This is a genomic window from Azospirillum sp. SYSU D00513 (assembly GCF_017356015.1).
Lineage (GTDB): Bacteria > Pseudomonadota > Alphaproteobacteria > Azospirillales > Azospirillaceae > Azospirillum.
Genome location: NZ_JAFIQV010000053.1, coordinates 1 through 22,971 on the forward strand (window position 1 = coordinate 1; position 22,971 = coordinate 22,971).

Here is a 22,971-nt window from a genome sequence, read left to right on the forward strand (position 1 = left end):
AAGCCCAACTGAACGGGTCACCGAAGCGACCTCACCTAAGCGTCAGAAACTGCATCGTCTCTAAAAACCTAGCCGAGATGCGTCACGGCGACCGCTGGCCCAATCCCCACTCGGGAACCGGACCCGCGTCATCGGCCAAACCAAGCCGCCGCCTGCGCATCCCTTCTCACAACACGGTCTTCACTTTTAAAAGATCCCGCAGCTCAAAGCTCTGAGCCGCACGCAGCTCAAAGCTCTGAGCCGCATCGGCCTGCCCCCGGGCAGCTCGTGCCAGGGCAACATCGGCCGGTCTGTCTTGGCGCCCGCTGCGTCGTCGCCGTCTGGCGTCCGTCGCGTCGGGAGGCGTGTTATATGCCCTCTCGACTCGGTCTCGCAAGAGCTTTTTTCATCGCTCTGTCATTTTCCGTGGGACAAGGATCGGAGGCCGCTCAGCGCGCGTTGCGCGGGCCGCCAGGGGCTACGTAGAGTGGGGGTGCACCCCACGCCATAGGCTCCTTCCGCACCATGCGCCTCATCCACACCGCAGACTGGCACCTCGGGCAGACCTTGCACGGGGCCTCGCGCGAGTACGAACACGCGCGCTTTCTCGACTGGCTGCTCGAACAGATCGCCGAACAGGCGGCCGACGCGCTGCTGATCGCCGGCGACGTGTTCGACGGGCAGAACCCGCCCATCCCGGCCCTCGCCCAGTTCTACCGCTTCCTGGCGCGGGCCACCTTGCGCTTTCCCGATCTGGACATCGTGGTGGTCGCGGGCAACCACGACAGCGGCAGCCGGCTGGAAGCCCCCTCTCCCCTCCTGAACGAGATGGGCGTGCGGGTGATCGGCGGGCTGCCCTGCGACGGCGACGGCGGTTTCGATCCGGAGCGCATGGTGTTTCCCCTGCATGACCGGTCGGGTGCGGTCGCGGCGCGCTGCGTCGCCATGCCCTACATCCGCATGGCCGATCTTCCGCCGGTCGAGGAAGAGGAGGGTGTCGACCCTCTGATCGAAGGGGTGCGGCGGCTCTACGCCGCGGCGGCCGAGGCCGGGCGGCGGAATCTGCGGCCGGGCGAGGCGCTGATCCTGACCGGCCATTGCTACATGACCGGCGCGTCGCTCTCTGAACTGAGCGAGCGCAAGATCCTCGGCGGCAACCAGCACGCCTTGCCCGTGGACGTCTTCCCGGAGGACGCCGCCTATGTGGCGCTCGGCCACCTTCACCGGGCGCAGGCGGTCGGCGGTCGGGAGACGGTGCGCTACAGCGGGTCGCCCATTCCGCTCGCGCTTGACGAAAATGCCTACGCGCATCAGGTCGCGCTCGTCGAGTTCGCCTCCGGCCGGATGGTCGAGCACAAGCCGTTGCGGGTGCCGCGCTTCGTCGCGATCCACCGGCTCCCCGCGTCGGGAAAGGCCGCGGCCCCGGAGGCTGTGCTGGAGGAATTGCGGCAACTGGCGCTCGACCCGGCTCTGCCACGCGAGTCCTGGCCCTATCTGGAGGTCTCGGTCGATCTGGCCGAACCGCGCCCGGCTCTGCGCGACGAGGTGGACGCGGTCCTCGCCGGCCGGCCCGCAAGGCTCCTGAAGCTGACGGCCCGGCTCACCGGCAGCGGCGAGACGCTGGCCGAGGCCGCGCCCGACATCGAGCTTGCCGCCCTGGCGCCGGAGGACGTGTTCCGCCGCCTCTACGCCCGCAGCCACGAGGGCGAGCCGAGCCCTGCCCTGCTCGCCGCCTTCCACGAGCTGGTCGCATCCGTCCAGGAGTCCGCCTGATGAAGATCCTCGCCCTGCGCGGCTGCAACCTCGCCAGCCTCGACGGCACCTTCGAGGTCGAGCTGAACGGCGGCCCCCTGCGCCGCGCCGGCCTGTTCGCCATCACCGGCCCGACCGGCGCCGGCAAGAGCACGCTTCTGGACGCGCTCTGCCTTGCCCTGTTCGACCAGATGCCGCGGCTGCCCGCCGGGCGCGGCGTGCTGCTCGGGCGCGAGGGGGAGCCGGACGCCATCAACAGCACCGACGTGCGCACCGTCCTGCGGCGGGGGGCGACGTCCGGCTGGGCGGAGGTCGATTTCGTCGGCGCCGACGGGGAGAGCTACCGTGCCCGCTGGCAGGTGCGCCGGGCGCGCATGAAGGCGAGCGGCGCCCTGCAAAAGCAGGAAATGAGCCTGACCAGCCTGGACGGAACCCGGCGCTTCGGCGACGGGCGGTCCGGCGTGCTGCTGGAGATCGAACAGCGGCTGGGGCTGAACTTCGAGCGGTTCCGCCGCTCCGTCCTGCTCGCCCAGGGGGACTTCGCCAGCTTCCTGAAGGCGCCGGCCAAGGAACGGTCGGAGCTTCTGGAGCTTCTGACCGGAACAGAGATCTACTCCCACATCTCCAAGGCCGCCTTCGAGCGTTGCGCGGCGGAGAAGCAGGCCCTCGACGCGCTCGACGCGGAGCGCCGCGCCGTGGATGTCCTGACCGGCGACGACCGGGCGGCGCTCGACGCCGAAGGGGCGGCGCTCGCCGCCACCGTGGAATGCGACAGCCAGACCCATGAGGCCGCGCGCAAGGCCGTTGCCTGGCACGAGCGCGACGGGCAGCTCGCGCGCGCCGTCGCTGAGGCGGAAACCCGCGCGGCGGAGGCGGAAACCGCGTGGCGCGACGCGGAGCCCCGGCGCGCGGAGCTGGCGGCGCTGAAGGCGCTCCAGCCCCTGCGCGCGCTGCTGGCCGACGCGGACCGTTGCGCGGCGGACGCCATGGAGGCGCAATCCGCCCTGGCCTTGGCCGGAGCGTCCGTGATCGCCCGCCGTCATGCGGTGGAGGAGGCGACCGCCCGCCACGCCGAGGCCCGGCGCCAGTTCGAGCAGGTCTGCACCGAACAGAGCAAGGCCGAACCGGCGCTGGAGCGCGCGGCGGAACTCGACAGCGGCATCTCCACCCTGGCGGCCGAGCAGGAATCCTCCTCCACGGATCTGGCGGCGGCGGTGCGGCGCAGCGGCGCCGTCGCGGAGGAGGCGCGGTCCCTGGCCGCGTCGCGCGAGGCGGCGGGGCGCGAGGAGGCCGAACTCGCCGCCTGGCTGTCCGGCGAGGCGGCCCTGCTTCCGGTGGCCGAGCAGTGGGGGCGCTGGGAGGCGGCCCTGCTGCGTTACCGCGACGCCGGCCGCAGCCACGCCGAGGAGGAAGCCAAGCTCCGCCGCCACCAGGGCGAAGCCGAACGGCTCGACGCCGAACTGGCCCGCCATCATGCCGCGCAGGCGAAGGCGGCGGAGACCCAGGCCGAGGCGGAGAAGACCTTTGCCGCCATCCGGGCGGAGGATGTCCCCGACCTCGCCGAGGTCAGCCGCCGCCGCACCTCGCTGTCCGCCCGGCGCGACGCTTTTTCCGCCCTGGCGCGGATCGCCGAACGCGCCGGACAGTTCCGCGCCGAGCGTACGGAAGCCGAGGCCGAGCGCGCCGGACAACGCGCTATCGCCGAACGGGAGGAGGCGCAGGCCGCCGAGGCCAAGGCGGCCCACGGCCTCCGCCACGCCGCATTGGACGAGGCGGAACGGACGTTACGGCGCTTCCACCTCGCCCAGCGCGAGGATGTTGAGACCCTGCGCGGCCAACTGACCGACGGGGATCCCTGCCCGGTCTGCGGGGGAACCGATCATCCCTGGGCAACCGGTGAGAGCCCGCTCGCCGGATTGCTGGGTGAGCAGGAGCGGCAAGTCGCCGGCATCAAGGCCGAGGTCGCGGCGCTGCTGAAGAGCTGCACGGAACATGAGGCGGCGGCGCGCGCCGCCCGATCGCGCCACGCGACGCTCGGCGACCGGCTGGCCGCCTTGGGACGTGAGCTGGACGCGCTCGACGCGCGCTGGGCGGATGGCGCGGCACCCCTCGACCTGCCAGCGGCGATCATGGCGGTGGACGCCATCCTCGGCCAATGCACCGCCGTGGATGCCGAACTGGCGGAGGTCGCCGCACAGGAAGCGGCGGCGCTCGCGCACAAGGACCGTTGCGAGGCCGCCGCCGCAGCCCTGAAGGAGGCCGAAAGGCGGGCGGCGAAGGAACGCGCGGCGGTCGAGGAGGGGCAGCGCGGCCTTGCCGCCGCCCGCCACGCCGCGACGCTGGCGGAGTCCGGCCACGACCGCTGCGCGCAGGTGATGGAGGAAACCCTCGCCGAACTGTCCATTCCCTTCACGGGGATCGCCGGCTGGAAGCCGGCGGTGCAGGCGGACCCGGAAGGCTTCCGGACGTCCACCGCCGTGCGCGTGTCGGTCTTCCTCGCCAAGCGCCAGGCCCAGTCCGATGCGGTCCGGCGCCGGGAAGAGCTGACGGGACAGACTGCCGCCAAGGACGCCGAGCTCGAGGCCGCCCGGCAGGCGGAAGGCGCCGCGCGCCGGCGCGCCGACGGGCTGTCGGAACGGCTCGGGCTGTTGCGCGCCGAGCGTGCCGCCCTGTTGGACGGCCGTCCCGTCGCCGAGGTCAAGCGCGCGCTCGCCGACGGGCAGAAGCGGGCTCAGGCCCTGGTCGATCACGCCACAATCGAGCGGCAGGACGCCGCCGCCCGCCTCTCCGCCGCCGAGCAGGACCAGGCCAACCGGAGCGAGGCCGCCCGGCGCTGCGCCGAGAAGTCGGCCGTCGCGGCGGCGGCCCTGGCCGATGCCGCGGCGGGGCGGAACGTCACCGCCGAGGCGGCGCGCGCGCGGCTGTCGCGGGGCGAGGACTGGCTCGCCGGCGAGGAGGCCGCCCTCGCTGAATTTGAAACGGCGCGGCGGGACGCCGGGCTGCTGGTGGCGGAACGCAGGCGCCTGCGCACCGAGCACGCGGCGGAGGGCATTCCCGCCGGCACGCCGGAGGAGGCGCGCACGGCGCTGGCCGAAACAGGCGCGCGGCTGGACGCGGCGCGCGGGCGCCTCGCCGAGGTCCGGGCGCTGCTGGAGGCCGACGCGCGCAACCGGGTCCGGCTCGCCGCCACCCTCGCCGCTTATGAAGAGCAGAAGGGCCGCCACGATCTCTGGGCGACGATGTCGCAACTCATCGGTTCCGCCGGCGGGCACAAGTTCCGCAATTTCGCCCAGAGCCTCAGCCTCGACATGCTCCTGGTGCACGCCAACGCCTATCTGGAGGATCTGGCCCGCCGTTACCGGCTGGAGCGGGTCGCCGGGGCCGACCTGGAGATCCAGGTGGTGGACCGCGAGATGGGCGACGAGCGGCGCGGCGTCCACAGCCTGTCGGGCGGCGAGATGTTCCTGGTCTCGCTGGCCCTGGCGCTCGGCCTGTCCTCCATGGCGGCGGGCAAGGCCGGGGGCGGCATCGGCACGCTGTTCATCGACGAGGGGTTCGGCACGCTCGACCCGGAGAGCCTGGACATCGCGCTCTCCTGCCTGGAGGCCTTGCAGGCCTCCGGCCGGCAGGTCGGGGTGATCAGCCACGTCCCGGCGCTGGTGGACCGGATCGGCGTGCGGGTCTGCGTCACGCCGATGGGCAACGGACGCAGCGGGGTGCGGGTGGTGCAGGCCGGCGTCCCGCCGGTCGAAAGCGCCGCCGGTCTGGAACCCGCGCTGTAGGGGCGGTGCTTCTCCGCAACGAGGACATTTGCCCGTTCCGGTGCAGCAAGCATACGCGCTTGCACGATTCCAGCAGCCGACACACAATCAAGGAAGCTTGGAGAGGAGTTTCCGTGATGGTAATCATTTTATGGTTGATCGTTGGCCTTCTTGCGCTTTGCGCGCTCTATTGGGTAGCGAGTGTCATTGCTACGGTGGTGCTGTTCGCCGTCGGTAGCCTTGGCATCCTGCTTGTGCTTGCCGGTTTGATTGGGGCGATCGCTCTGGTCACAGCCTGGGTCGGAGTGGAAGCGGCGCTGGTAGCGACGGTGGCCGTGATTGCCTTCGCCTACTTTGCCCAGAAGCGGAGCGAGCGCACCGCGAACCAGTAAGACGGGGCAGACTTGCGCCTCTACCCCCGCGCGACGCGCAGCACCTGGTGCTTGTTGCTGGGCACGGCGGGGGGCGACGGGCGCAGGACGAGGCCCTTGGAGGTCGGCTCGACGTTGGCGTCGGGGTAGACCGCCAGCACGTCCTTCAGCGCTTCCTTGAGGCGGAAGGCGAGCACCCGGTGCTCGCTGACCGAGCCGAAATGCTGGGACAGCGCGTGCCAGGGCACGACCGTCTGCTTGTCCAGGCGGTGCAGCCGGTGGACCAGCCAGACATAGGCGTCCAGCGCCAGGGCCGAGTTCTTGAGCTTGGCGATGGCGTGCTCGTCCAGCGGCACCGCGTGTTCCATCAGATGCTCGAAGAAGGACTGGGTCAGCTTCACGAAGCGCACCCATTCCCCGCCCGTGCGGAAGAGGTCGGGCGCGTCCTCGTCGTCGCGCCACAGCTTGATGCCGTCGATCAGCCGCTGGTCGGAGATCTCCGCGCTGGAATTGCCGGTGGTCGTGCGCAGGGTGAACTCGCAGCGCGCGATGCGCAGGACCTGCTCGCGCACCGGCTTGTAGTTGCCGCGCTCGCCGCCCGTGGGGGCGAGGCCCAGCCGGCGCAGCCAGGCGCTCATGCTCGGGCCGAGATCGACGTGCGGGCTGCGGGTCTTCCGCGCCTCGGTCTGGAGATAGATCATGATCAGCCGCGCCTTGGCGCCGTAGGGCACCCCGACGTCGAGCACGGTGCCGTCCCGCAGGGGCAGGATGCCGGGGCGCACCACGAGCTGGTAGCGGCCGTTGTTCCGGACCCAGGGCGCGGTCTCGTCCTTCGGCTTGCGGTGCGGCAGCGACGCCTGGCAGAAGCCGGCGTGGAGATAGCCGATGGCGTCCATCTCGCTGGTCATGGCCTCGTGGGCCATCTGGACGCGGCGGCGCTCCTTGGCGTCCTCGGTGCGGGCCATCACGGCCTCGAACCCGTCCAGCGTCAACTGCTCGTGGATCTTGCCCATGGACACCCTCGCCACACTCCTTGCCCGGCGTTGGTCTTCCACAAACCACGAAATCTTGGGGCTGGGAAGGGGCATCCCCACCAGCCTTCGCTGAAGTCGCAACACCCCATGCGGATTCCGTTGCGACTTCAGCGAAACCCGGCCGGACCGTATCGAAATCAGCGAAGCGGACGCCGCTGCGGCGGGCCGCGATCCACAGGGCGGCCCGCTTTTCCACGCTGAAGACGCAACGGGCGGCCGAATCCGCCGGGGTGCGGCACGCTGAAAACGCAACGGTGGCCGCGCTGAAGTCGCAACGTACCCCCGAGTCCCGGCGCTGAAGTCGCAACGGAAAGGGCGCTTATCCACGCTGATGTTGAAACCATGTCCTATATGAGTCCCGATTCAGAATCTCCGGATAGGACGGGCGCGGGGATCCGCGAGCCGGTCCGGCGGTGCGTCGGCGGTCAAGGCCAGCGCCGTCGCTGAAGTCGCAACGGGCTGGGGAGCGGGACATCCGGGATGACTTGGGGACGCTGAAGTTGAAACATCCGGCCTTGGACTGCGGTCCCATCGACTCCGGACGGGAACGCTGAAGTTGAAACGCGGGGCCGCGCCGATGGGGGCCGCTGCGGTTTTCGAAACCGGCGAGTCGCAACGTTGAAGCTGCAACGGCGGCGGGTTCACGTGGCAGAGCAACCATCACGCTGAATTTGAAACGCCGGAGTCCAGGCCGCATCGGATCCGAATCGAAATCGACCTGGGGACGGCAACGCTGAATTTGAAACACGACGACTCGCGTGCTGTTGCACCGGACAGGGTGAGCGCGTCCCGGCGACCGGTTGGCCGGCGGGCGTATCGGGCTCAAGGCTTTTGCCGCCGTCGCATTTGGGACGGCAGTCCCATACGACGTCGTATGGGAAGACTCCCTCCCTCCCCCTCCCGCAAATTGACGCAAGCCTGCTGGTTCGGCTTGACCGCTTGCGTCACATCCGTCCATCTTGCGCCCGACGAGGACAGCGAGGGTTTCGATGAAGGGCGAGGAACTGCGGGCGATTCGCGAGAAGCGGGGCGAGGATCAGCAGGGCTTTGCCGGCTGGCTCAACACGCACCTGAACCGGCGCTACGACCGCTCCCGGATCAGCCGGTGGGAGAGCGGGGCCGAGCGGATCCCGCAGCAGGTAGCGGGCTTCCTGAGCGGAGGAAACAGCGCCGTTGCGGGCTCTTCCGCCCCGGCCCCCTCGGGCCTCCCGGCGATCCGGCGTGCAGTGATCGCCGTCGCCAACCAGAAGGGTGGCGTCGGCAAGACGACCTCGGCGGTCAACCTTTCCTACGCCCTGTCCACACTAGGGCTGAAGGTGCTGCTGATCGACGGCGACCCGCAGGCCAACGCCACCGTGCATCTCGGCCTCGACCCCGGCGAGATCGAGACGGGCCGCAAGGGGCTCTACAGCGTGCTGCGCGCCGGCGCCTCCTTCGACGCGATCCTCCAGACGGTGTGCGGCGGCAGCTTCACGCTGGCCCCCTCCAGCATCGGCCTGGCTGCGGCGGAGACGGAGCTGGTGGCGGAACCCGACAACTCGCTGGTGCTCAAGGAAAAGCTGTTCGACATCCGCAACCGTTTCGACGTGACGGTGATCGACTGCCCGCCGAACCTGGGCCTGCTGACCATCAACGCGCTGGCGGCGAGCGACCTCGTGCTGATCCCCGTGCAGACGGAGGTGTTCGCCGGGCTCGGCGTGCCCTTGCTGATGGAGACGATCGCGAAGATCCGCCGCCGGTCGAACCCGTCGCTGAACATCTTCGGCATCCTGCCGACCATGTTCTCCTCGCGCCTGACGCAGGACCAGTCGAGCCTGCGGGAGATCCAGACCCACTACGCCGGCCGCACCCGCGTGCTGCCGGCGGTGCCGCGCGCCACCCTCTTCGCCCAGGCGTCGGGCGCCGGCCGGCCGGCCATCGAGGCGGACCCCAACTCCGCCAGCGTCCAGGCCTACGCCGAACTCGCCCGTGAACTGGCCGCCCATCTTTCCAACGCGGACGCCCGCCATGCCTCGTAAGCTCGAGCGAACCAGCACCCAGATCTTCGACAAGGCCGCCCAGCGCGGGGGCGATTCGCTGTTCGGCCTGTCGGCCGACTTCCCGCGGCTGATCGAGCTGGACCTCGACCGCATCCACACCAACCCCGACCAGCCGCGCCGCCATTTCGACGAGGAGGCCCTGCGCGAGCTGGCCGACTCTATCGAGCGGCACGGGCTGAAGCAGCCGGTGCTGGTGCAGGAGATCGGGGACGGCGACTACCGGCTGATCGCCGGCGAGCGGCGCCTGCGCGCCTGCGGCATCGCCGGCCGTTCCACCATCTTCGCCATCATCACCGACGGCGACCCGGACGAGCTGGCGCTGATCGAGAACATCCAGCGCGTGGACCTCGACGCGCTGGAACTCGCCCACGCCTTCGCCCGGCTGATCGACCGGCACGACTACACGCACGAGGCGCTGGGCCAGGTGATCGGCCGCAGCCAGGCCGAGGTGACCCGCACCCTGTCGCTGCTGCGCCTGCCCACCGACATCCTGGAGGAGTACGGGACGCGCTACCGCGCCGTGCCGAAGAGCATCCTGACGGAGATCGCCGCCGTGGACGATCCCGCCCTGCAGAAGCGGCTGTGGGACACCATCAAGGAGGGCGGCACCGTCAAGGCCCTGCGCGAGGCGAAGAAGAGCGCGACCGCCGGTGCCGCTCGGCGCCAGCCCGCACCCCCCGCCCTGCCGGTCGTCACCTTCGTCAGCGCGGTCCACCGCATCGCCAAGGATTTTTCCAAGCTGGACGCGCGGGACCTGCGCGAACACCGCAAGCGGATCGGCGACAAGGAACGGGAGGAGCTGCAACGGCTCCACGCCATACTGGGCGAGCTTCTGGCCTGACGGCTAAGCGATCGGGCCAGATGTTTCAAATTCAGCGTGGCGGGTCGAGGTCGCCCTCGGCGGCGACCCGGCTCACCTCCCGGTACCAGCGCAGCTTCTCCTCGAAGGGGATGCGGGCGAGGCCGCTGGGCGATGGCACGACGACGTCGCGCACCCCTTCGAACAGCGGCTCGGGCTGCAACCCCCACTCCGCTTCCGAACGGTTGGCGGCGGCGAGATAGACGCCCTTGCCGGTGTAGGCGAGGACCCGCGGCCGGTAATCCCGCACGATCCCGGCGAGGCGCGGTACGCCGCCGCGCAGCTCCGCCCGGCTCAGCTCCGCCGCCGAGGCTGTGGCCCGTGCCACGAGGTTCGTCGAGCCCAGACCCCAGCGCGGCATCAGCCGGTCCTCCTCCGGCCTCAGCAGGCGCGGCGTCAGCCCGGCCGTCGCCAGCAGGCGCCAGAACTGGTTGCCGCGCCCCGCGTAATGGTGGCCGAGCGCGCCCGAGCGCAGTCCGGGATTGAAGCCGACGAACAGCACGTCGAGGCCGACCTCCAGTATGTCGCCGAGCGGGCCTTCGGAGGGTTCGGTGGTGGGGGTGGCGCTTTCCGCCATGACGGTCTGTTCCAAGGGGGCGGGCACGCTGAATTTGTAACCGCCTTCCGTCCGGCCGTCCTCGTTCCGCTGCCGCATGCCGCCCCCGCTCACCGGCGCGGCTCCGGCCGCGGGGTCACGCCCAGCCATTCCTCGAGGCTTTCCTGGGAGGGATCCGTGGGCTCTTCGACTCCGCGGCCCGCCGGCTCCTCCTCGCGCGCCGGGGGCACGGCGGCGGATTGCGGCGGGCGGTCGCGGGAGGGGCCGTCCAGCGGCGCACCGGGACCCACCATGCCGCGCGCGTCCAGCCGGGCCCGGTAGCGGCGGCCCTCGGCGGTCACGAACTCGCCCTCGCCGGTCGGGCGGTTGCGGTGGAATTCCCCGACATAGCGGTTGCCGCTCGGGAAGGTGAGCGTGCCCGTCCCCGTCCGGCGGTCGTCCCGCCATTCGCCCTCATAGACCCGGCCGTCCGGCCAGACATGGACGCCGGGACCGGACGCCCGCCCCCGGTGGAAGGTGCCGTCCAGCCGCCGGCCGTCGCGCCAGCTCACGCGCGCCCGGCCCTCCAGCCGCCCCTCCAGCAGGGTGCCTTCGACGCGGCCGTCGTAATGCCCGGCGTAGGACCATTCCAGGACGCCCGGCCCGTTCGCCCAGCCGTCCCGGCAGGCGCCGGACCAGCGCACGGTCTTGCGGGCATCCGGATACTGGTCCCAGAAGCGGCAGGCGGAATCCTCAGGCCTGTCGGTGAGCGTGACCGCCCGCTCGGCTCGGGCGTCGGGGGCGAAGGCCACCCAGGCGAGGAGAAGGGCGGGCAGGAAACGGGCGGCGAGCCGGCGATGCATGGCCTTGTCCTTCTGAAAGCCGGAACCTCCCCCGTCCAACCGGACCAGTCCGCGCGGGTTCCGAACACCCGTCTTTGTCGGGCCGGATCATCACCCCGGTTGCGCTGTTGAGGAGGCCTGTAACAAAACAGCAATGGATGAGGTGTCCCTTGGAAGGGCTCTGGGGAACGACGGTCATTCCGTTCGAGGAGATGCTCTGGCGGCTCGGGATCGCCTGCGGCTTCGGGCTACTGATCGGCCTGGACCGCGAGGTGCGCGGCATCTCGGCCGGGGTGCGGACGCACATGCTCGTGGCCCTCAGCTCCGCCGTCACCATGCTGATCGCGCTGGAGCTGTTCGAGGAGCTGTCGATCCGTGGTGACTCCGACCCCGACCCGACCCGCGCCATCCAGGGACTGGCGCAGGCCATCGGCTTCCTCTGCGCCGGCACCATCTTTGTTTCCAGAGGCAGCGTCTACGGGCTGACCACCGCAGCGAGCCTGTGGATGTCCAGCACCATCGGCATGGCCGCGGGCGCCGGGCAGACCCGCATCGCGGTGGCCGCCCTGCTCTTCGCGCTGGTGATCATGACCGTGATGTGGCTGCTGAAGCGCTGGGGTCCCGGCAACGGCGCGCGGACCAGCGCCCTGCGGCGGGAGGGGGAGTGATTCGTCCTTTCTCACCGTGCACGGGACGGTGGAACGCGTTCGATGCTGTCCTGTTGGGCTGAAACCGGTAAAGTCGCCCTTTCTGGACAGCAAAGCCGAAGCCACACCATGCCCTTTCCCTCCCTGCACCCCGATCTCGCCCGCGCCCTGCAGGAACAGTCCTACGCGGAACCGACGCCGGTGCAGGCCGCCGTGCTCCAGCCGGACGCGCTCGACCGCGACCTCCTCGTCTCCGCCCAGACGGGCTCCGGCAAGACCGTGGCCTACGGGCTGGCGCTCGCCTCCACCCTGCTGGAGGAGGGGGCGCACTTCCGGGCCACGGGCGAACCGCAGGCCCTGGTCGTGGCGCCCACCCGCGAGCTTGCGCTCCAGGTTCACCGCGAGATGGGCTGGCTCTACGCCCACACGGGCGCGCGGGTGGTGTCCTGCGTCGGCGGCATGGACATCCGGCGCGAGCAGCGCGCGCTGCACCAGGGCGCCGACATCGTCGTCGGCACGCCGGGCCGCCTGCGCGACCATCTGGAGCGCGGCAACCTGGAAACCGGCCAGCTCCGCGCCGTGGTGCTCGACGAGGCCGACGAGATGCTCGACCTCGGCTTCCGGGAGGATCTGGAGTTCCTGCTCGACGCCGCCCCCGCCGACCGCCGCACCCTCCTGTTCTCCGCCACGCTGCCCAAGGACATCGTCGGGCTCGCCAAGCGCTACCAGCGCGACGCCTTCCGCATCGCGACGTCCGTGCAGAACCAGGCACACGGCGACATCGAGTACCGGGCGATCCGCATCGCGCCGAACGACGTCGAGCACGCCGTGGTCAACGTGCTGCGCCACGCCGATTCCCGCGCGGCGATGGTCTTCTGCGCGACCCGCGAGGCGGTGCGCGGGCTGCACGGCAAGCTGCTGGAGCGCGGCTTCGCGGCGGTGGCGCTGTCCGGCGAGCTGAGCCAGAACGAGCGCACCCACGCGCTTCAGGCCCTGCGGGACGGGCGCGCGCGCGTCTGCGTCGCCACCGACGTGGCGGCGCGCGGCATCGACCTGCCGGACCTCGGCCTCGTGATCCACACCGACATCCCGAAGGGGCGCGAGACCTTCCAGCACCGCAGCGGCCGGACCGGCCGCGCCGGGCGGAAGGGCGTCTCGGTGCTCCTGGTCCCGCACACCCGCCGTCGGCAGGCCGAGCGGCTGCTGGACGCGGTCGGCGTCGATGCCGCCTGGATGGCCCCGCCCTCGGCCGAGGAAATCCGGGCGCGCGATCAGGAGCGGCTGATGGCGGACATCGCCACGGGCGAGGAGCTTTCCGAGGAGGACCGCGCCGCCGTCCGCGCGCTCGTCGCCGGGCGCAGCCCGGAGGAGATCGCCGCCGCGCTGGTCCGGCTGTATCGTGCCGCCCTGCCGGCACCCGAGGACATGCTGGATGGCGGTGCCCCCGATCCACAGGGCGAGCCGAAGGCCCGGAACCGCGGCCCCGAGGACACGGTCTGGTTCCGCATGAACATCGGCCGCGCCCAGAACGCCGACCCGCGCTGGCTCCTGCCGCTCATCTGCCGGCGCGGCCATGTCACCAAGCGCGACATCGGCGCCATCCGCATCTTCGACCGGGAGACCCGCTTCGAGATCGCCCGGCACCTCGCCGACCAGTTCACCGCGGCCATCCGGCGCCCCGTGGAGGAGGACGGCAACGTGCGCATCGAGCCCGCCCGCGACGACGCGCCCGAGGCGACCGGCCCCGCCAAGCGGCCGAGGGCCTTCGCCAAGCCCCGGTCCGGCGGGACGGACGAGGCCGGCGGGCCGGCGCGGCCGGGCAAGCCGCCGAGGGCGGGCGCGCCCTTCAAGGCCACGGAGCAGCAGCCCGGGGATCAGAAGCCCAGGGAGCATCGGGGCAAGCGGCCGGCCGTCGGAAGGCGGGCCGCCTTCGCGGCCACCAAACCCGAAAGGGGTTGAGGAGGTGGTGGTCCGGCGTTACCGCGAATTTGACGGGAACGGCCGGACCATGGAGCGGACTATAGTGGCTCCCTGACGCACGCGCCGGCTGCCTCCCGTGGCACCGGTGCGGGCGCAGGCACCGCCGCCTACTCGGACATGGAACCGCCCGGATGAGCGATCCCGCCCTTCACAGCCAGCCGGACCTCCACGCGCGTGCCAGCCGGCACCTGGAGGCGTCCTGCGCCCGCCTGCGCCGGCGGATCGACCTGATCGGCTCGGACCGGACCGCCATGCTGGGCAAGCTGAAGGAGGCGGTCGCGGCCGGCGACGACGCGACCGTGCTGCGGACCATGCGGGTACTGGAAGGCGCCAAGGCGAAGCTGGAGGAACTGTCCTTCGCCTACGCCGACTACGAGGACCTGCGGAACGAACTCGACCGCGCCAGGCGCCAGGACACCGAAAACGGGCGCGTGCCCGACCTCCTCTATGGACGGATCGTGCTGTTCAGCGAACGGACCAAGCTGCTGTGACGATTTGCTAAGCCGATATTCCGATCTCGGGGTGCGCATCGCTTTCGGCTTTCCGCCCTTTGGGCGGTGCCGGTTGGCCTGTCACTCTCTTGCTCGCTTACGGTTCTGGCTGCGGCAAACTGGTCGCTTCGTGCGCCCGGTGGAGCCTACCAGCGTCAGAGATACTGGCTTTCCGGGACACGGATGTACCCTTTGATGCTTTCTTCCGGTGTACGGACGCAAATCTGGACATGCGTCCTCGACATGATCATCGAATCCGGAAAAATTGGCGGCTCTTCCTGGAAGAGTCCGCGCACCGTGTTGAACGGCTGTAGGGGAAACGGCTGGTTTTCGGCGCGGGTCACATGAAGCGTGTTGATCACGGCGCAGTCAAGGGCGTGGGATGGCCCTTTCCTGGTCTTCCTGTTCTCCGGGAGCGGCTCACCGGATTCCTTATGGGCGTTCAACAAGGTGTCGTAGGCCGGTTTCAGAAGATCAAGCGGGCCACGGGACATCAGGTCGAGGCAGTAGCCAAGATGGATCGCGGCACCGAGGACGAAGGCATCGGCAGCGCCATATCGGTCGAGAGCCCACTCGTATCCACGCTTTGGATCGGCTTCCCAAAAATAGATGCCCGACCCAAGCCAATCCCACCTGTTCCTGCTGTCCTTGAGATGAGGAACTTTTCCAGCGAGAATATCCTCGCCCACGCTTTTCCTGCATCCATGATAACCGAGCACGAACGGGTTGGAGAGTTCGGTCATTGCGCAGGCTTATTCCGTATCGTCCTTGTCGGCCGTCGGCGAATAGATCTTATCGAGGAAACGGCGTGCGTTTTCGGGCGACTGCCTGACGCGCTCATTCGCCTGCCGTATCGCTTCCATGGCAGCCTTGAGATCCTCGTCGGTCATCGCGGTTCCTGTCTTGCGAATCATCATGTCGAGTCCTTCCATCATTCACCAGGGAGCGATAATGGCAAGATGAATTTGACCTTTCGGGCAAACACAAACGCTCACTCCGAACGATCGTCGCGCTTTTGCGTTCCGAACTCTTCGCCATTGCCGTTCAGGAGGTGGCCAGCCCCGGCATCACCTCGCACGCCAGTTCCTCCATCACCTCCGCCGCCGGGCGCGATGTGCGGGACAGGTTGAACATCACGTGGTGGACGCCGATGGCGCGGAGCCCATGGAGCGCGTCGACCAGCGCGTTCCGGCCCAACCGGTAGCCAAGTTCGATCTCCTCCGCCGGGGCGTGCGGATCCTCCCGCAGATCCAGCGCCATGGTCTGGCTGAAGCCTCGGAACGGGCCTCCGGCCTTCGTTACGGCGGCCTTCCACAGGCCGATGCGGTCCCTCTGCGCCGGAAAGGGCCGGTGGTAGGTGGCCCAGCCGGCGGCGTTGCGGGCGATCCATTCCAGGGGCTGCGCGGCCGATCCGACGGCGAGCATGGGGATGCGGCCGAACAGGGGGCGCGGCCTCATCTCCAACCGAACCGTCTCTTCGCCCGCGATGTCCGGGATCACGGCGGCTTCCGGTCCCAGCGCCGCAGCGACGCGGCGCCAGCCGTCGCGGAAAATGTCCCTCCGTGTCTCCCGGTCGCGCCCGAAGGCCGCGAACTCGAAAGCCCGGTCGCCCGCCCCGAGCCCGAGCAGGAACCGTCCGCCGGAAAGGGCATCGACGGACAGCGCGGCCTTGGCGACATGCAGCGGGTGCCGCAGGGGGAGGACCACCGCGCCGGTCAGCAGCGCGATGCGCTCGGTGCGCGCGGCGAGCGCCCCCAGCAGGGTCCAGGGATCGGAATGGCCGATGGGGTCGGGATAGGCAGGGCTGTTGAGCGGAACGTCCCGCACCCACAGCCCGGCGAAACCCAACCGGTCCGCAAGGGCGGCGAGCGCCAACTGCTCCCGCCAATCGACCGGCCGGTCCGGGGGCGACGCGACGGGCAGGACGAAGCCGAGGGACAGACCCCCGTCCCCGAACATCCGACCGAAGGCCGGGTGCCGCTCCGTTTCGCCCGTCATGCCCCTCCCTCCCCGCCTTGCCGCGCGCGTCACGCTGAATTTGCAACGCCTGGCGGAAACGCGCCGTTCCGCCGGAAGGTCGGGGCGTTTCCCGCCCTCACACGGAGCGGGTCAGGCCGCCATCCACCTTGAGGCTCTGTCCGGTGATGTAGCCGGCACCGTCGGATGCCAGGAAGGCGATGGTGGCCGCGACCTCCTCGCTCGTGCCGTACCGCTTCATCGGCACGGCTTCGCGGCGCTCCTCGGTGGCCGGAAGGCTGTCGATCCAGCCGGGCAGAACGTTGTTCATCCGGACATTGTCGGCCGCATACTGGTCGGCGAAGACCTTCGTATAGGCGGCCAGCCCGGCCCGGGCGACCGCGGAGGTCGGGAACATCGGGCTCGGCTCGAAAGCCCAGGCCGTGGAGATGTTGATGATGGAGCCGGCCTTCTGCCGGACCATGATCGGCGCCACCAGCCGGGTCGCCCGGACCACGTTCAGGAAATAGACGTCGAAGCCCTGGTGCCACTGTTCGTCGGTGATCTCGATGATGGGCGCGCGGGGGCCATGGCCGGCGCTGTTGACCAGCACGTCGATCCGTCCCCAGTGCTCCATGGTCAGATCGACGATGAGCTTCAGGTCGTCGTTGGACTGGTTCGATCCCGTCACGCCGATGCCGCCAAGTTCCCGCGCCAGAGCTTCGCCCTTGCCGGAGGAGGACAGCACCGCGACCCGGAAGCCGTCGGCCGCCAGCCGGCGGGCGGCCGCCGCGCCCATGCCGCTGCCGCCTGCCGTGACGAGCGCTACTTTTTCTGCCGACATTCCTGTCTCCGTCTTCCGGTGGGCCCACCTCGGGCCGTTTTCCTGCCAGCGTGATATCAGGAACGGACCGGTCGCACGAACCAGTTCCGCTCCCCGGCCTTCGCGTCTTCGAGGTTGCCGCAACGCGGGGTGCTCGCGCGGATGTTTCCACGATCGCGGAGCCCCGGTCTGTGGTACCTTGAAGGCAGGTGCCGCAAGGGGCTCCAGCCGGCCTACCTCGCCAGCCCAGGCCGGCGGCAGGGCGCCGATGATACCGAAGAGGCCATTGGCTTCCGACACCGCATGCCGGATATCAGCCCCTGATCAGGGCCGGTTCCGCGAGGCGGCGGGCGTGGTCCCGCAGGTCGGTCGGCCAGCCTTCCGTGAGGCCGTGAAAGCGCGCGCGATCGCCGGCATAGAGCGCGCGTGACGCCTCCTCCCACCCCGGCTGGTTGCCGAGCATCGCCATCATGAAGCGGTCGGCGGCGGCTTGCGCCTCGCGCGCGCGGCCACCTTCGGCACCTTCGGCGCGCGCGGTATCGACCAGACGGCGGATTGTTGCCGACGCCCCTTCCGGCTGGGCGGAGAGCCATTCCCAATGGCGCGGAAGGAGCGTCACCTCGCGCGCCGTGACGCCGAGCCTGGGGCGGCCCCGCGGCCGGCCGTTCGCCGGCACGCCGTCCGGCGTTCCGCGCAGCCGCTCGATGATCTCCCCGTCGCTTCCCCGCAGGTCGAAGTCGATCTGCCGTCCGGTCCGGTCATCGAAGACGAGGATCGCGCCGCTGTCCCCGCCGGCCTTCTTGACGGCCAGGGCCACGTCCCATGGCGTGCCCGAGGCGAGCCGCCGTTCGCCGAGAAAGGCCGTGCAGCTTCGGTCTTCGGTCAAAATCATCATCCTCTCTGTCCGGACAGCCGTAATTTATACCCGGATAATAAACTTGCCGTCAATATCACCCGGGTGTAAATGTCCGGATGAGGCCGCGCCGATGCGCGCACGGCCGGGCGATGGCGATGGGAACGGGGCTGGTTATGAAGACCGAGGACAAGAAGGCCGCTGTGGCCGCCTACAAGGAGCGGAAGATTTCCGCCGGCATTTACGCCCTGCGTTGCGCGCCGACCGGGGAGGTCTGGGTGGGCGCGGCACCCGACTTGGGCACCATCCAGAACCGCCTGTGGTTCCAGCTCCGGCTGAACGGCAGCCCTTACCGGGAACTCCAGGCCGCCTGGAACCGGCACGGGGCGGACAGCATCACTTTCGAGGTGCTGGAGCCGCTGGACGAGGAGACCGCCGGCTATGCTCTCGGCGCCGCGCTGAAGGCGCGGGCACGTCACTGGACCGAAACGCTGAACGCGCGCCTCATCTGACGCGATTGATCTCAAGCGCTCGCCTGCCGCGCTCGCCTGCCGCGGGAGCGCGTCAGTCCTCGCGGCCATCCTCGAACAGCCGCTGCACGGCATCGGCCGTGTTCTGGTAATGCGCCCGTAGGGCCTCGACCGCCGGCTCCGTCCGCCGCTCGATCGACAGCGTCATGATCGCCTCATGCTCGCGGGCCACGTCGCGGCTCTGTCCGGGGATGCTGATCGACATGCGCCGGTAGCGGTCCGCCTTGACGAAGAGCTTTTCGCACAGGTCCAGCAGGATCGGCGAGCCGCAGGCCGAGAGCAGCGCCCGGTGGAAGGCGGCGTGCTTGCGGTCCCATTCCTCGCGCATCGCCGACGGAATGTCGTCGCGCTCCCTCGGCACGCGGGCCATGAGGTGGTGCGCCGCCAGGACGCGGCTTTCCCACTCCGCGTCGCCGTTCTGGATGGACAGGCGCAGCGCCTCCCCTTCCAGCAGCCTGCGGTTGGCGACGATATCCCGCAGTTCGGCCAACGACAGCGGGGCGACGCGGAAGCCGCGGTGGTCGTCGGAGATGGTGAAGCCTTCCGCCGTCAGCCGGGCCAGCGCCTCGCGCACGGGCGTCACGCTCATCCCGCAGAGGCTCTGCAGCTCCGCGAAGCGCAGGCGCTGGCCGGGCGCCAGCTCGCCCGAGCGGATGGCCCGGTGGATGGCGGCATAAGCATCGCCCGCCAGTGTGCCGCCGGCCACGCGCGCCTCGTCACGCTCCTTCATGGTCACGGCCCTTCATGGCTACCCCTTCCGTTCCGGCCGCCGGATTTTCGAAAATCCTGTGAACCGTCGAAAATGTTTGACTTCGTACCTGACGAACGCAAACAGTACGTTAACGCAGCAAATTCGAAAACACGACGCCTTATCGGCGTCCATCACGAGAGGAGATCAGCCATGAAGCTCGTCCGCTTTGGTGCCCCCGGCCAGGAGAAGCCCGGCCTCGTCGATGCCGACGGCCGCCTGCGCGACCTGTCGTCCGTCGTGGCGGACATCGACGGCAAGGCGCTCAGCCCGGAAAGCCTCGACCGCATCCGCGCGCTCGATCCCACGCAGCTCCCGCTGGTGCCGGAAGGCACGCGGCTCGGCTCCTGCGTGACCGGCGTCGGCAACTTCATCGCGGTCGGGCTGAACTACGCCGACCACGCGGCCGAGAGCGGCATGCCCGTTCCGGAGGAGCCGGTCCTCTTCAACAAGGCCCCCTCCTGCATCGTCGGGCCGGACGACACCGTCATCATGCCGCCGGGCTCCGAGAAGACCGACTGGGAGGTCGAGCTGGCCATCGTGATCGGCAAGCAGGGCTCCTACGTCTCCGAGGCCGACGCCCTGGACTACGTCGCCGGCTACTGCGTCTGCAACGACGTGTCCGAGCGCGCGTACCAGCTGGAGCGCGGCGGCCAGTGGACCAAGGGCAAGGGCTGCCCGACCTTCGGTCCGCTCGGCCCCTGGATGGTGACCAAGGACGAGGTCGGGAACGTCGACGACCTCTCCATGTCGCTCGCCGTCAACGGTGAGACGGTCCAGAACGGCTCGACCCGGACGATGATCTTCAAGGTCCCCTTCCTGGTCTCCTACATCTCGCAGTTCATGACCCTGATGCCCGGCGACGTCATCACCACCGGCACGCCTCCGGGCGTGGGCCTCGGCATGAAGCCGCCGCGCTACCTGAAGCACGGCGACACCATGCGGGTGGAGATCCAGAAGCTCGGCGTGCAGAACCAGAAGGTCGTCGCCTCCTGATCCCTGTGTCCCATGAGCCCCTGCGCCGCTCCCCGTGGGCGGCGCAGGGCATGGCCGGTCAAGGAACGGCCGGCAGGACAAGAGCCGAAACAAGAAAACTGGGAGGAAAGCGATGAATCAGATCGATCTGGCTGGCCGGACCATGGTCGTCACCGGCGGCGCCCGCGGCATCGGCTACGCCATCGCCGAACGGCTCGTCCAGTCGGGCGCCAAGGTCGCCCTGTGGGACCTGCTCGGCGAGGAGGCCGAGGCCAGCGCGAGGACGCTCGCCAATGGCAGCATCGCCTGCGCCGTGAACGTCGCCGACGCGGCGTCGGTCGACGCTGCGGCCCGCCGCACCCGCGAGGCCTTCGGGCGCATCGACGGTCTGGTCAACGGCGCCGGCATCACCGGCCCAGTGAAGCCGCTGGCCGACTATTCCGTCGATGAATGGCGCAGCGTCGTCGAGGTCAACCTGACGGGCACCTTCAACTGCTGCCGCGCGGTCGTGCCGGTCATGCAGGAGAACAACTACGGACGGATCGTCAACATCGCGTCCGTCGCCGGCAAGGAAGGCAATCCGAACCTGGCCGCCTACAGCGCCGCGAAGGCCGGCATCATCGGCCTGACCAAGTCGCTCGGCAAGGAGCTGGCGAAGACGGGCATCGCCGTCAACTGCATCACCCCGACGACCGCCAAGACGCCGATCCTCGAGCAGCTGACGCCGGAATTCATCGAATACATGCGCGTCCGCATCCCGCGCGACCGCTTCGCCGAACTGAGCGAGATCGCCGCCATGGTGGCCTGGCTGCTGTCGGAGGAGAACTCCTTCACCACCGCCGCGACCTTCGACCTGAGCGGCGGGCGCACGACCTACTGAGGGCTGTCAACTCCAGACGGCCGGCCGATATCCGGGCAACCGGGCATCGTCCGGCCCTCCCGCGGTTTTGATAATCACGATTATGATAATCGTGATTATCAAAACCGTGGCCCTTCGTCCTCGTGCGGCACATCCCCTCCCCTCGCCTGTTGGTGCCCACGGCATGGCCTGGAAGGCCATGCCCCAACACGCAGTCCGGGCCGTGGCGCCCGGACCGGCACAACGAAGGAGGAGAGCGAGATGGCGATACGGCAATCGGACGCCGAATGGCGCGGCGACCTCAAGCAGGGCAGCGGCACGATGCGGCTGGGCAGCGGGGCCTTCGAAGGGGCCTATTCCTTCCCCTCCCGCTTCGAGGACGGACAGGGCACGAACCCCGAGGAACTGATCGCGGCGGCGCACGCCGGCTGCTATTCGATGGCGCTCTCGGCGGGCCTCGCCAAGGCGGGCTTCACCCCGACGCGCGTCCGCACCACCGCCAAGGTCCATCTGGACATGGTGGGCGGCGCCCCGACCATCACCCGGATCGAGCTGGACTGCGACGCCGAGGTGCCGAACATCGAGGCGGCGGCCTTCAACGAGCAGGCCGAGACCGCCAAGAAGAACTGCCCCGTTTCCAAGGTTCTGGCGGGGGCGGAGATCTCCCTGAACGCCCGGCTCGCCTGATCCCCGGATCGGGGCCGCCGCCCGGATGATCCCCGCCGGGCGGCGGTCAAGCGGTCCGATTGTCAGCCCTTCGCCCTCGGCCGGAATTCGGGCTGGTTTGCGCAAGTCGCGCTGTCTATAATCCGCGCCCAAACCGTGACGCCTTTCGGACCGGAGCCCGTCGCTTTGAGCAAGACCGTAATCGTCGTCGATGACAGCAAGCTTTCCCGCATGCAGGTGCGTGGCATCATCTTGCGCAAGCAGCCGGAATGGACGGTGATCGAAGCCGCCAACAGCGCTGAACTTTATGAAAAACTCGACCAAAGTGATATCCATATCGCCATAATCGATTTCAATATGCCCGGCGACAACGGGCTGGAGGCGGCGGGGCGGCTGCGCGAGGTGCGGCCGGACATCCACATCGCGATCATCACGGCCAACGCCCAGGATTCGGTGGTGTCGGGCATCCGGGCGCTGAACGCCGCCTTCATGCCCAAGCCGCTGGACGAGGAGCAGGTCGGACGCTTCCTGATGTCGGCCAACCTGCCGCCGCGCCGGACCACCGGCGCATGACGCCGCTCGACGCGTTGGAACGCGACGCGCTGACCGAACTGGGCAACATCGGCACGGCGCGCGCCTCGACCGCGCTCAGCCGCATGGTGGGAAGCACGGTGCGGGTGTCGGTTCCGACCGTCGAGATCCAGCCGGCCGCCCAGGCGGCCCTGGGGCTGGACGCCTCCTTTCCGGGACGGCTCGTCGTCATCGCCGAGTCCGTGTCGGGGATCGTGGAGGGTGCGGCCCTCCTGGCCTTCGCGGAAAGCAGCAGCCTGGACCTGGTGCAGGCCGTCCTGCCGCCGGGCGTTCCGCCGGAGGACGCGCCGGAGCTGGAACATGAGGCGCTGTGCGAGGTCGGCAACATCGTCCTGAACGGTTGCCTGTCCACCATCGCGAACATGCTGAAGATCGAGATCCAGACCGGCCTCCCGGCGGTGCAGCGCGGCACCGCGCTGGATTGCTTCGCCGGGGCCGGCGTCGCGACCGGGCCGGAGGCCTCGGCCCTGATCTTCCACGTCGCCTTCGTGGTGGAGGGGCGCGACCTCACGGGCCGAATCGTGCTGGCGCTCGACGCGCGGTCCTTCGCGGGGCTGAAGACGCTCATCGGCGGCTACATCGCCCGCGTCCTGAAATGACGGGGCGCGCGTCCGCGCATCCGGTGGCGCATCCGAGAACGATGCTCTTGAAATGAAACCGGGAAGCCGGGGCCGGTGACG

At 69.7% G+C, this 22,971-nt stretch carries 23 protein-coding genes; 14 read left to right on the plus strand and 9 right to left on the minus strand.

From position 1 onward, the window contains the following. Positions 1 to 504: 504 nt before the first annotated feature. From JUB11_RS27720 to JUB11_RS27730, 3 genes are all read left to right on the plus strand, one after another. Positions 505 to 1,752 carry an exonuclease SbcCD subunit D C-terminal domain-containing protein gene (locus JUB11_RS27720; RefSeq protein ID WP_207462035.1) on the plus strand — a complete coding sequence of 416 codons (1,248 nt, stop codon included), beginning with the start codon at positions 505 to 507 and terminating at the stop codon, positions 1,750 to 1,752. Next, a complete protein-coding gene (locus tag JUB11_RS27725; protein WP_207462036.1) occupies positions 1,752 to 5,513 on the plus strand; it encodes an AAA family ATPase in 3,762 nt (1,253 codons plus the stop codon). The genes JUB11_RS27720 and JUB11_RS27725 overlap by 1 nt, the downstream gene beginning before the upstream one ends. A 116-nt stretch (positions 5,514 to 5,629) precedes the next feature. After that, on the plus strand, positions 5,630 to 5,884 hold the full coding sequence (locus tag JUB11_RS27730) for a hypothetical protein (RefSeq protein ID WP_207462037.1): 255 nt from the start codon (positions 5,630 to 5,632) through the stop codon (positions 5,882 to 5,884). 20 nt (positions 5,885 to 5,904) lie between these two features. On the opposite strand, the gene JUB11_RS27735 is transcribed toward JUB11_RS27730, so the two are convergent. Further along, complete coding sequence (locus tag JUB11_RS27735) at positions 5,905 to 6,876, minus strand: replication protein RepA (RefSeq protein ID WP_207462038.1); 972 nt, start codon at positions 6,874 to 6,876, stop codon at positions 5,905 to 5,907. A gap of 1,010 nt (positions 6,877 to 7,886) precedes the next feature. On the opposite strand from JUB11_RS27735, the gene JUB11_RS27740 reads away from it, so the two are divergent. Both JUB11_RS27740 and JUB11_RS27745 read left to right on the plus strand, forming a co-directional pair. Further along, positions 7,887 to 8,915, plus strand: a complete 1,029-nt coding sequence (locus JUB11_RS27740; RefSeq protein WP_207462039.1) for an AAA family ATPase — start codon at positions 7,887 to 7,889, stop codon at positions 8,913 to 8,915. Beyond that, positions 8,905 to 9,777: a ParB/RepB/Spo0J family partition protein gene (locus JUB11_RS27745; RefSeq protein ID WP_207462040.1), complete on the plus strand. Its 873-nt coding sequence runs from the start codon at positions 8,905 to 8,907 to the stop codon at positions 9,775 to 9,777. Before JUB11_RS27740 ends, JUB11_RS27745 begins: the two co-directional genes overlap by 11 nt. 31 nt (positions 9,778 to 9,808) lie before the next feature. On the opposite strand, the gene JUB11_RS27750 is transcribed toward JUB11_RS27745, so the two are convergent. Next, on the minus strand, positions 9,809 to 10,501 hold the full coding sequence (locus tag JUB11_RS27750; protein WP_247887374.1) for a mismatch-specific DNA-glycosylase: 693 nt from the start codon (positions 10,499 to 10,501) through the stop codon (positions 9,809 to 9,811). Then, complete coding sequence (locus tag JUB11_RS27755; RefSeq protein ID WP_207462041.1) at positions 10,462 to 11,193, minus strand: hypothetical protein; 732 nt, start codon at positions 11,191 to 11,193, stop codon at positions 10,462 to 10,464. The genes JUB11_RS27750 and JUB11_RS27755 overlap by 40 nt, the downstream gene beginning before the upstream one ends. A 149-nt stretch (positions 11,194 to 11,342) precedes the next feature. Between JUB11_RS27755 and JUB11_RS27760 the strand changes: the two genes are divergently transcribed. From JUB11_RS27760 to JUB11_RS27770, 3 genes are all read left to right on the plus strand, one after another. Next, a complete protein-coding gene (locus JUB11_RS27760) occupies positions 11,343 to 11,840 on the plus strand; it encodes an MgtC/SapB family protein (protein ID WP_211112627.1) in 498 nt (165 codons plus the stop codon). 108 nt (positions 11,841 to 11,948) lie between these two features. Continuing rightward, positions 11,949 to 13,778, plus strand: coding sequence for a DEAD/DEAH box helicase (locus tag JUB11_RS27765; protein WP_207462042.1), 1,830 nt, complete (start codon positions 11,949 to 11,951; stop codon positions 13,776 to 13,778). 152 nt (positions 13,779 to 13,930) lie between these two features. Continuing rightward, on the plus strand, positions 13,931 to 14,290 hold the full coding sequence (locus tag JUB11_RS27770; protein WP_207462043.1) for a hypothetical protein: 360 nt from the start codon (positions 13,931 to 13,933) through the stop codon (positions 14,288 to 14,290). Between the two features lie 155 nt (positions 14,291 to 14,445). Here the strand turns inward: JUB11_RS27770 and JUB11_RS27775 are convergent, their stop codons facing one another. From JUB11_RS27775 to JUB11_RS27795, 5 genes are all read right to left on the minus strand, one after another. Then, a complete protein-coding gene (locus tag JUB11_RS27775) occupies positions 14,446 to 15,033 on the minus strand; it encodes a hypothetical protein (protein ID WP_207462044.1) in 588 nt (195 codons plus the stop codon). A gap of 9 nt (positions 15,034 to 15,042) precedes the next feature. Beyond that, positions 15,043 to 15,207: a hypothetical protein gene (locus JUB11_RS27780; protein WP_207462045.1), complete on the minus strand. Its 165-nt coding sequence runs from the start codon at positions 15,205 to 15,207 to the stop codon at positions 15,043 to 15,045. 127 nt (positions 15,208 to 15,334) lie between these two features. Continuing rightward, positions 15,335 to 16,288 (minus strand): TIGR03571 family LLM class oxidoreductase, encoded by a 954-nt coding sequence (locus JUB11_RS27785; RefSeq protein ID WP_207462046.1) that lies wholly within the window; start codon positions 16,286 to 16,288, stop codon positions 15,335 to 15,337. Between the two features lie 97 nt (positions 16,289 to 16,385). Beyond that, positions 16,386 to 17,090, minus strand: a complete 705-nt coding sequence (locus tag JUB11_RS27790; RefSeq protein WP_207462047.1) for an SDR family oxidoreductase — start codon at positions 17,088 to 17,090, stop codon at positions 16,386 to 16,388. 292 nt (positions 17,091 to 17,382) lie between these two features. Beyond that, the gene (locus tag JUB11_RS27795; RefSeq protein ID WP_247887375.1) at positions 17,383 to 17,964 is read right to left on the minus strand and encodes a DUF2239 family protein; all 582 of its coding nucleotides are present in this window, start codon (positions 17,962 to 17,964) and stop codon (positions 17,383 to 17,385) included. 134 nt (positions 17,965 to 18,098) lie between these two features. Between JUB11_RS27795 and JUB11_RS27800 the strand changes: the two genes are divergently transcribed. Beyond that, a complete protein-coding gene (locus JUB11_RS27800) occupies positions 18,099 to 18,434 on the plus strand; it encodes a GIY-YIG nuclease family protein (protein WP_207462048.1) in 336 nt (111 codons plus the stop codon). Positions 18,435 to 18,486: 52 nt separating this feature from the next. Here JUB11_RS27800 and JUB11_RS27805 read toward each other — a convergent pair whose 3' ends face one another. Next, entirely contained in the window at positions 18,487 to 19,182 is a 696-nt protein-coding gene (locus JUB11_RS27805) for an FCD domain-containing protein (RefSeq protein ID WP_207462049.1), read from the minus strand. A 171-nt stretch (positions 19,183 to 19,353) separates the two neighbouring features. Between JUB11_RS27805 and JUB11_RS27810 the strand changes: the two genes are divergently transcribed. The 5 genes from JUB11_RS27810 to JUB11_RS27830 all read left to right on the plus strand — a co-directional run bounded on the left by JUB11_RS27810 (position 19,354) and on the right by JUB11_RS27830 (position 22,890). Continuing rightward, positions 19,354 to 20,196, plus strand: a complete 843-nt coding sequence (locus JUB11_RS27810; RefSeq protein WP_207462050.1) for a fumarylacetoacetate hydrolase family protein — start codon at positions 19,354 to 19,356, stop codon at positions 20,194 to 20,196. A 112-nt stretch (positions 20,197 to 20,308) separates the two neighbouring features. Then, positions 20,309 to 21,055 carry an SDR family NAD(P)-dependent oxidoreductase gene (locus JUB11_RS27815; protein ID WP_207462051.1) on the plus strand — a complete coding sequence of 249 codons (747 nt, stop codon included), beginning with the start codon at positions 20,309 to 20,311 and terminating at the stop codon, positions 21,053 to 21,055. 240 nt (positions 21,056 to 21,295) lie between these two features. Continuing rightward, complete coding sequence (locus JUB11_RS27820; RefSeq protein ID WP_207462052.1) at positions 21,296 to 21,721, plus strand: OsmC family protein; 426 nt, start codon at positions 21,296 to 21,298, stop codon at positions 21,719 to 21,721. Positions 21,722 to 21,886: 165 nt separating this feature from the next. After that, complete coding sequence (locus tag JUB11_RS27825) at positions 21,887 to 22,273, plus strand: response regulator transcription factor (protein ID WP_207462053.1); 387 nt, start codon at positions 21,887 to 21,889, stop codon at positions 22,271 to 22,273. Next, positions 22,270 to 22,890 carry a chemotaxis protein CheC gene (locus JUB11_RS27830; RefSeq protein WP_207462054.1) on the plus strand — a complete coding sequence of 207 codons (621 nt, stop codon included), beginning with the start codon at positions 22,270 to 22,272 and terminating at the stop codon, positions 22,888 to 22,890. The genes JUB11_RS27825 and JUB11_RS27830 overlap by 4 nt, the downstream gene beginning before the upstream one ends. Positions 22,891 to 22,971: the final 81 nt, after the last annotated feature.

What these genes read in the sequence shown, in the direction of transcription:
- JUB11_RS27740 (WP_207462039.1), top strand. Translation starts at nt 7,887, where the DNA reads ATGAAGGGCGAGGAACTGCGGGCGATTCGCGAGAAGCGGGGCGAGGAT.
- JUB11_RS27725 (WP_207462036.1), top strand. Translation starts at nt 1,752, where the DNA reads ATGAAGATCCTCGCCCTGCGCGGCTGCAACCTCGCCAGCCTCGACGGC.
- JUB11_RS27830 (WP_207462054.1), top strand. Translation starts at nt 22,270, where the DNA reads ATGACGCCGCTCGACGCGTTGGAACGCGACGCGCTGACCGAACTGGGC.
- JUB11_RS27730 (WP_207462037.1), top strand. Translation starts at nt 5,630, where the DNA reads ATGGTAATCATTTTATGGTTGATCGTTGGCCTTCTTGCGCTTTGCGCG.
- JUB11_RS27765 (WP_207462042.1), top strand. Translation starts at nt 11,949, where the DNA reads ATGCCCTTTCCCTCCCTGCACCCCGATCTCGCCCGCGCCCTGCAGGAA.
- JUB11_RS27775 (WP_207462044.1), bottom strand. Translation starts at nt 15,033, where the DNA reads ATGACCGAACTCTCCAACCCGTTCGTGCTCGGTTATCATGGATGCAGG.
- JUB11_RS27810 (WP_207462050.1), top strand. Translation starts at nt 19,354, where the DNA reads ATGAAGCTCGTCCGCTTTGGTGCCCCCGGCCAGGAGAAGCCCGGCCTC.
- JUB11_RS27815 (WP_207462051.1), top strand. Translation starts at nt 20,309, where the DNA reads ATGAATCAGATCGATCTGGCTGGCCGGACCATGGTCGTCACCGGCGGC.
- JUB11_RS27780 (WP_207462045.1), bottom strand. Translation starts at nt 15,207, where the DNA reads ATGATGATTCGCAAGACAGGAACCGCGATGACCGACGAGGATCTCAAG.
- JUB11_RS27720 (WP_207462035.1), top strand. Translation starts at nt 505, where the DNA reads ATGCGCCTCATCCACACCGCAGACTGGCACCTCGGGCAGACCTTGCAC.
- JUB11_RS27800 (WP_207462048.1), top strand. Translation starts at nt 18,099, where the DNA reads ATGAAGACCGAGGACAAGAAGGCCGCTGTGGCCGCCTACAAGGAGCGG.
- JUB11_RS27785 (WP_207462046.1), bottom strand. Translation starts at nt 16,288, where the DNA reads ATGACGGGCGAAACGGAGCGGCACCCGGCCTTCGGTCGGATGTTCGGG.
- JUB11_RS27790 (WP_207462047.1), bottom strand. Translation starts at nt 17,090, where the DNA reads ATGTCGGCAGAAAAAGTAGCGCTCGTCACGGCAGGCGGCAGCGGCATG.
- JUB11_RS27750 (WP_247887374.1), bottom strand. Translation starts at nt 10,501, where the DNA reads ATGGCTGGGCGTGACCCCGCGGCCGGAGCCGCGCCGGTGAGCGGGGGC.
- JUB11_RS27755 (WP_207462041.1), bottom strand. Translation starts at nt 11,193, where the DNA reads ATGCATCGCCGGCTCGCCGCCCGTTTCCTGCCCGCCCTTCTCCTCGCC.
- JUB11_RS27735 (WP_207462038.1), bottom strand. Translation starts at nt 6,876, where the DNA reads ATGGGCAAGATCCACGAGCAGTTGACGCTGGACGGGTTCGAGGCCGTG.
- JUB11_RS27770 (WP_207462043.1), top strand. Translation starts at nt 13,931, where the DNA reads ATGAGCGATCCCGCCCTTCACAGCCAGCCGGACCTCCACGCGCGTGCC.
- JUB11_RS27745 (WP_207462040.1), top strand. Translation starts at nt 8,905, where the DNA reads ATGCCTCGTAAGCTCGAGCGAACCAGCACCCAGATCTTCGACAAGGCC.
- JUB11_RS27805 (WP_207462049.1), bottom strand. Translation starts at nt 19,182, where the DNA reads ATGAAGGAGCGTGACGAGGCGCGCGTGGCCGGCGGCACACTGGCGGGC.
- JUB11_RS27820 (WP_207462052.1), top strand. Translation starts at nt 21,296, where the DNA reads ATGGCGATACGGCAATCGGACGCCGAATGGCGCGGCGACCTCAAGCAG.
- JUB11_RS27795 (WP_247887375.1), bottom strand. Translation starts at nt 17,964, where the DNA reads ATGATGATTTTGACCGAAGACCGAAGCTGCACGGCCTTTCTCGGCGAA.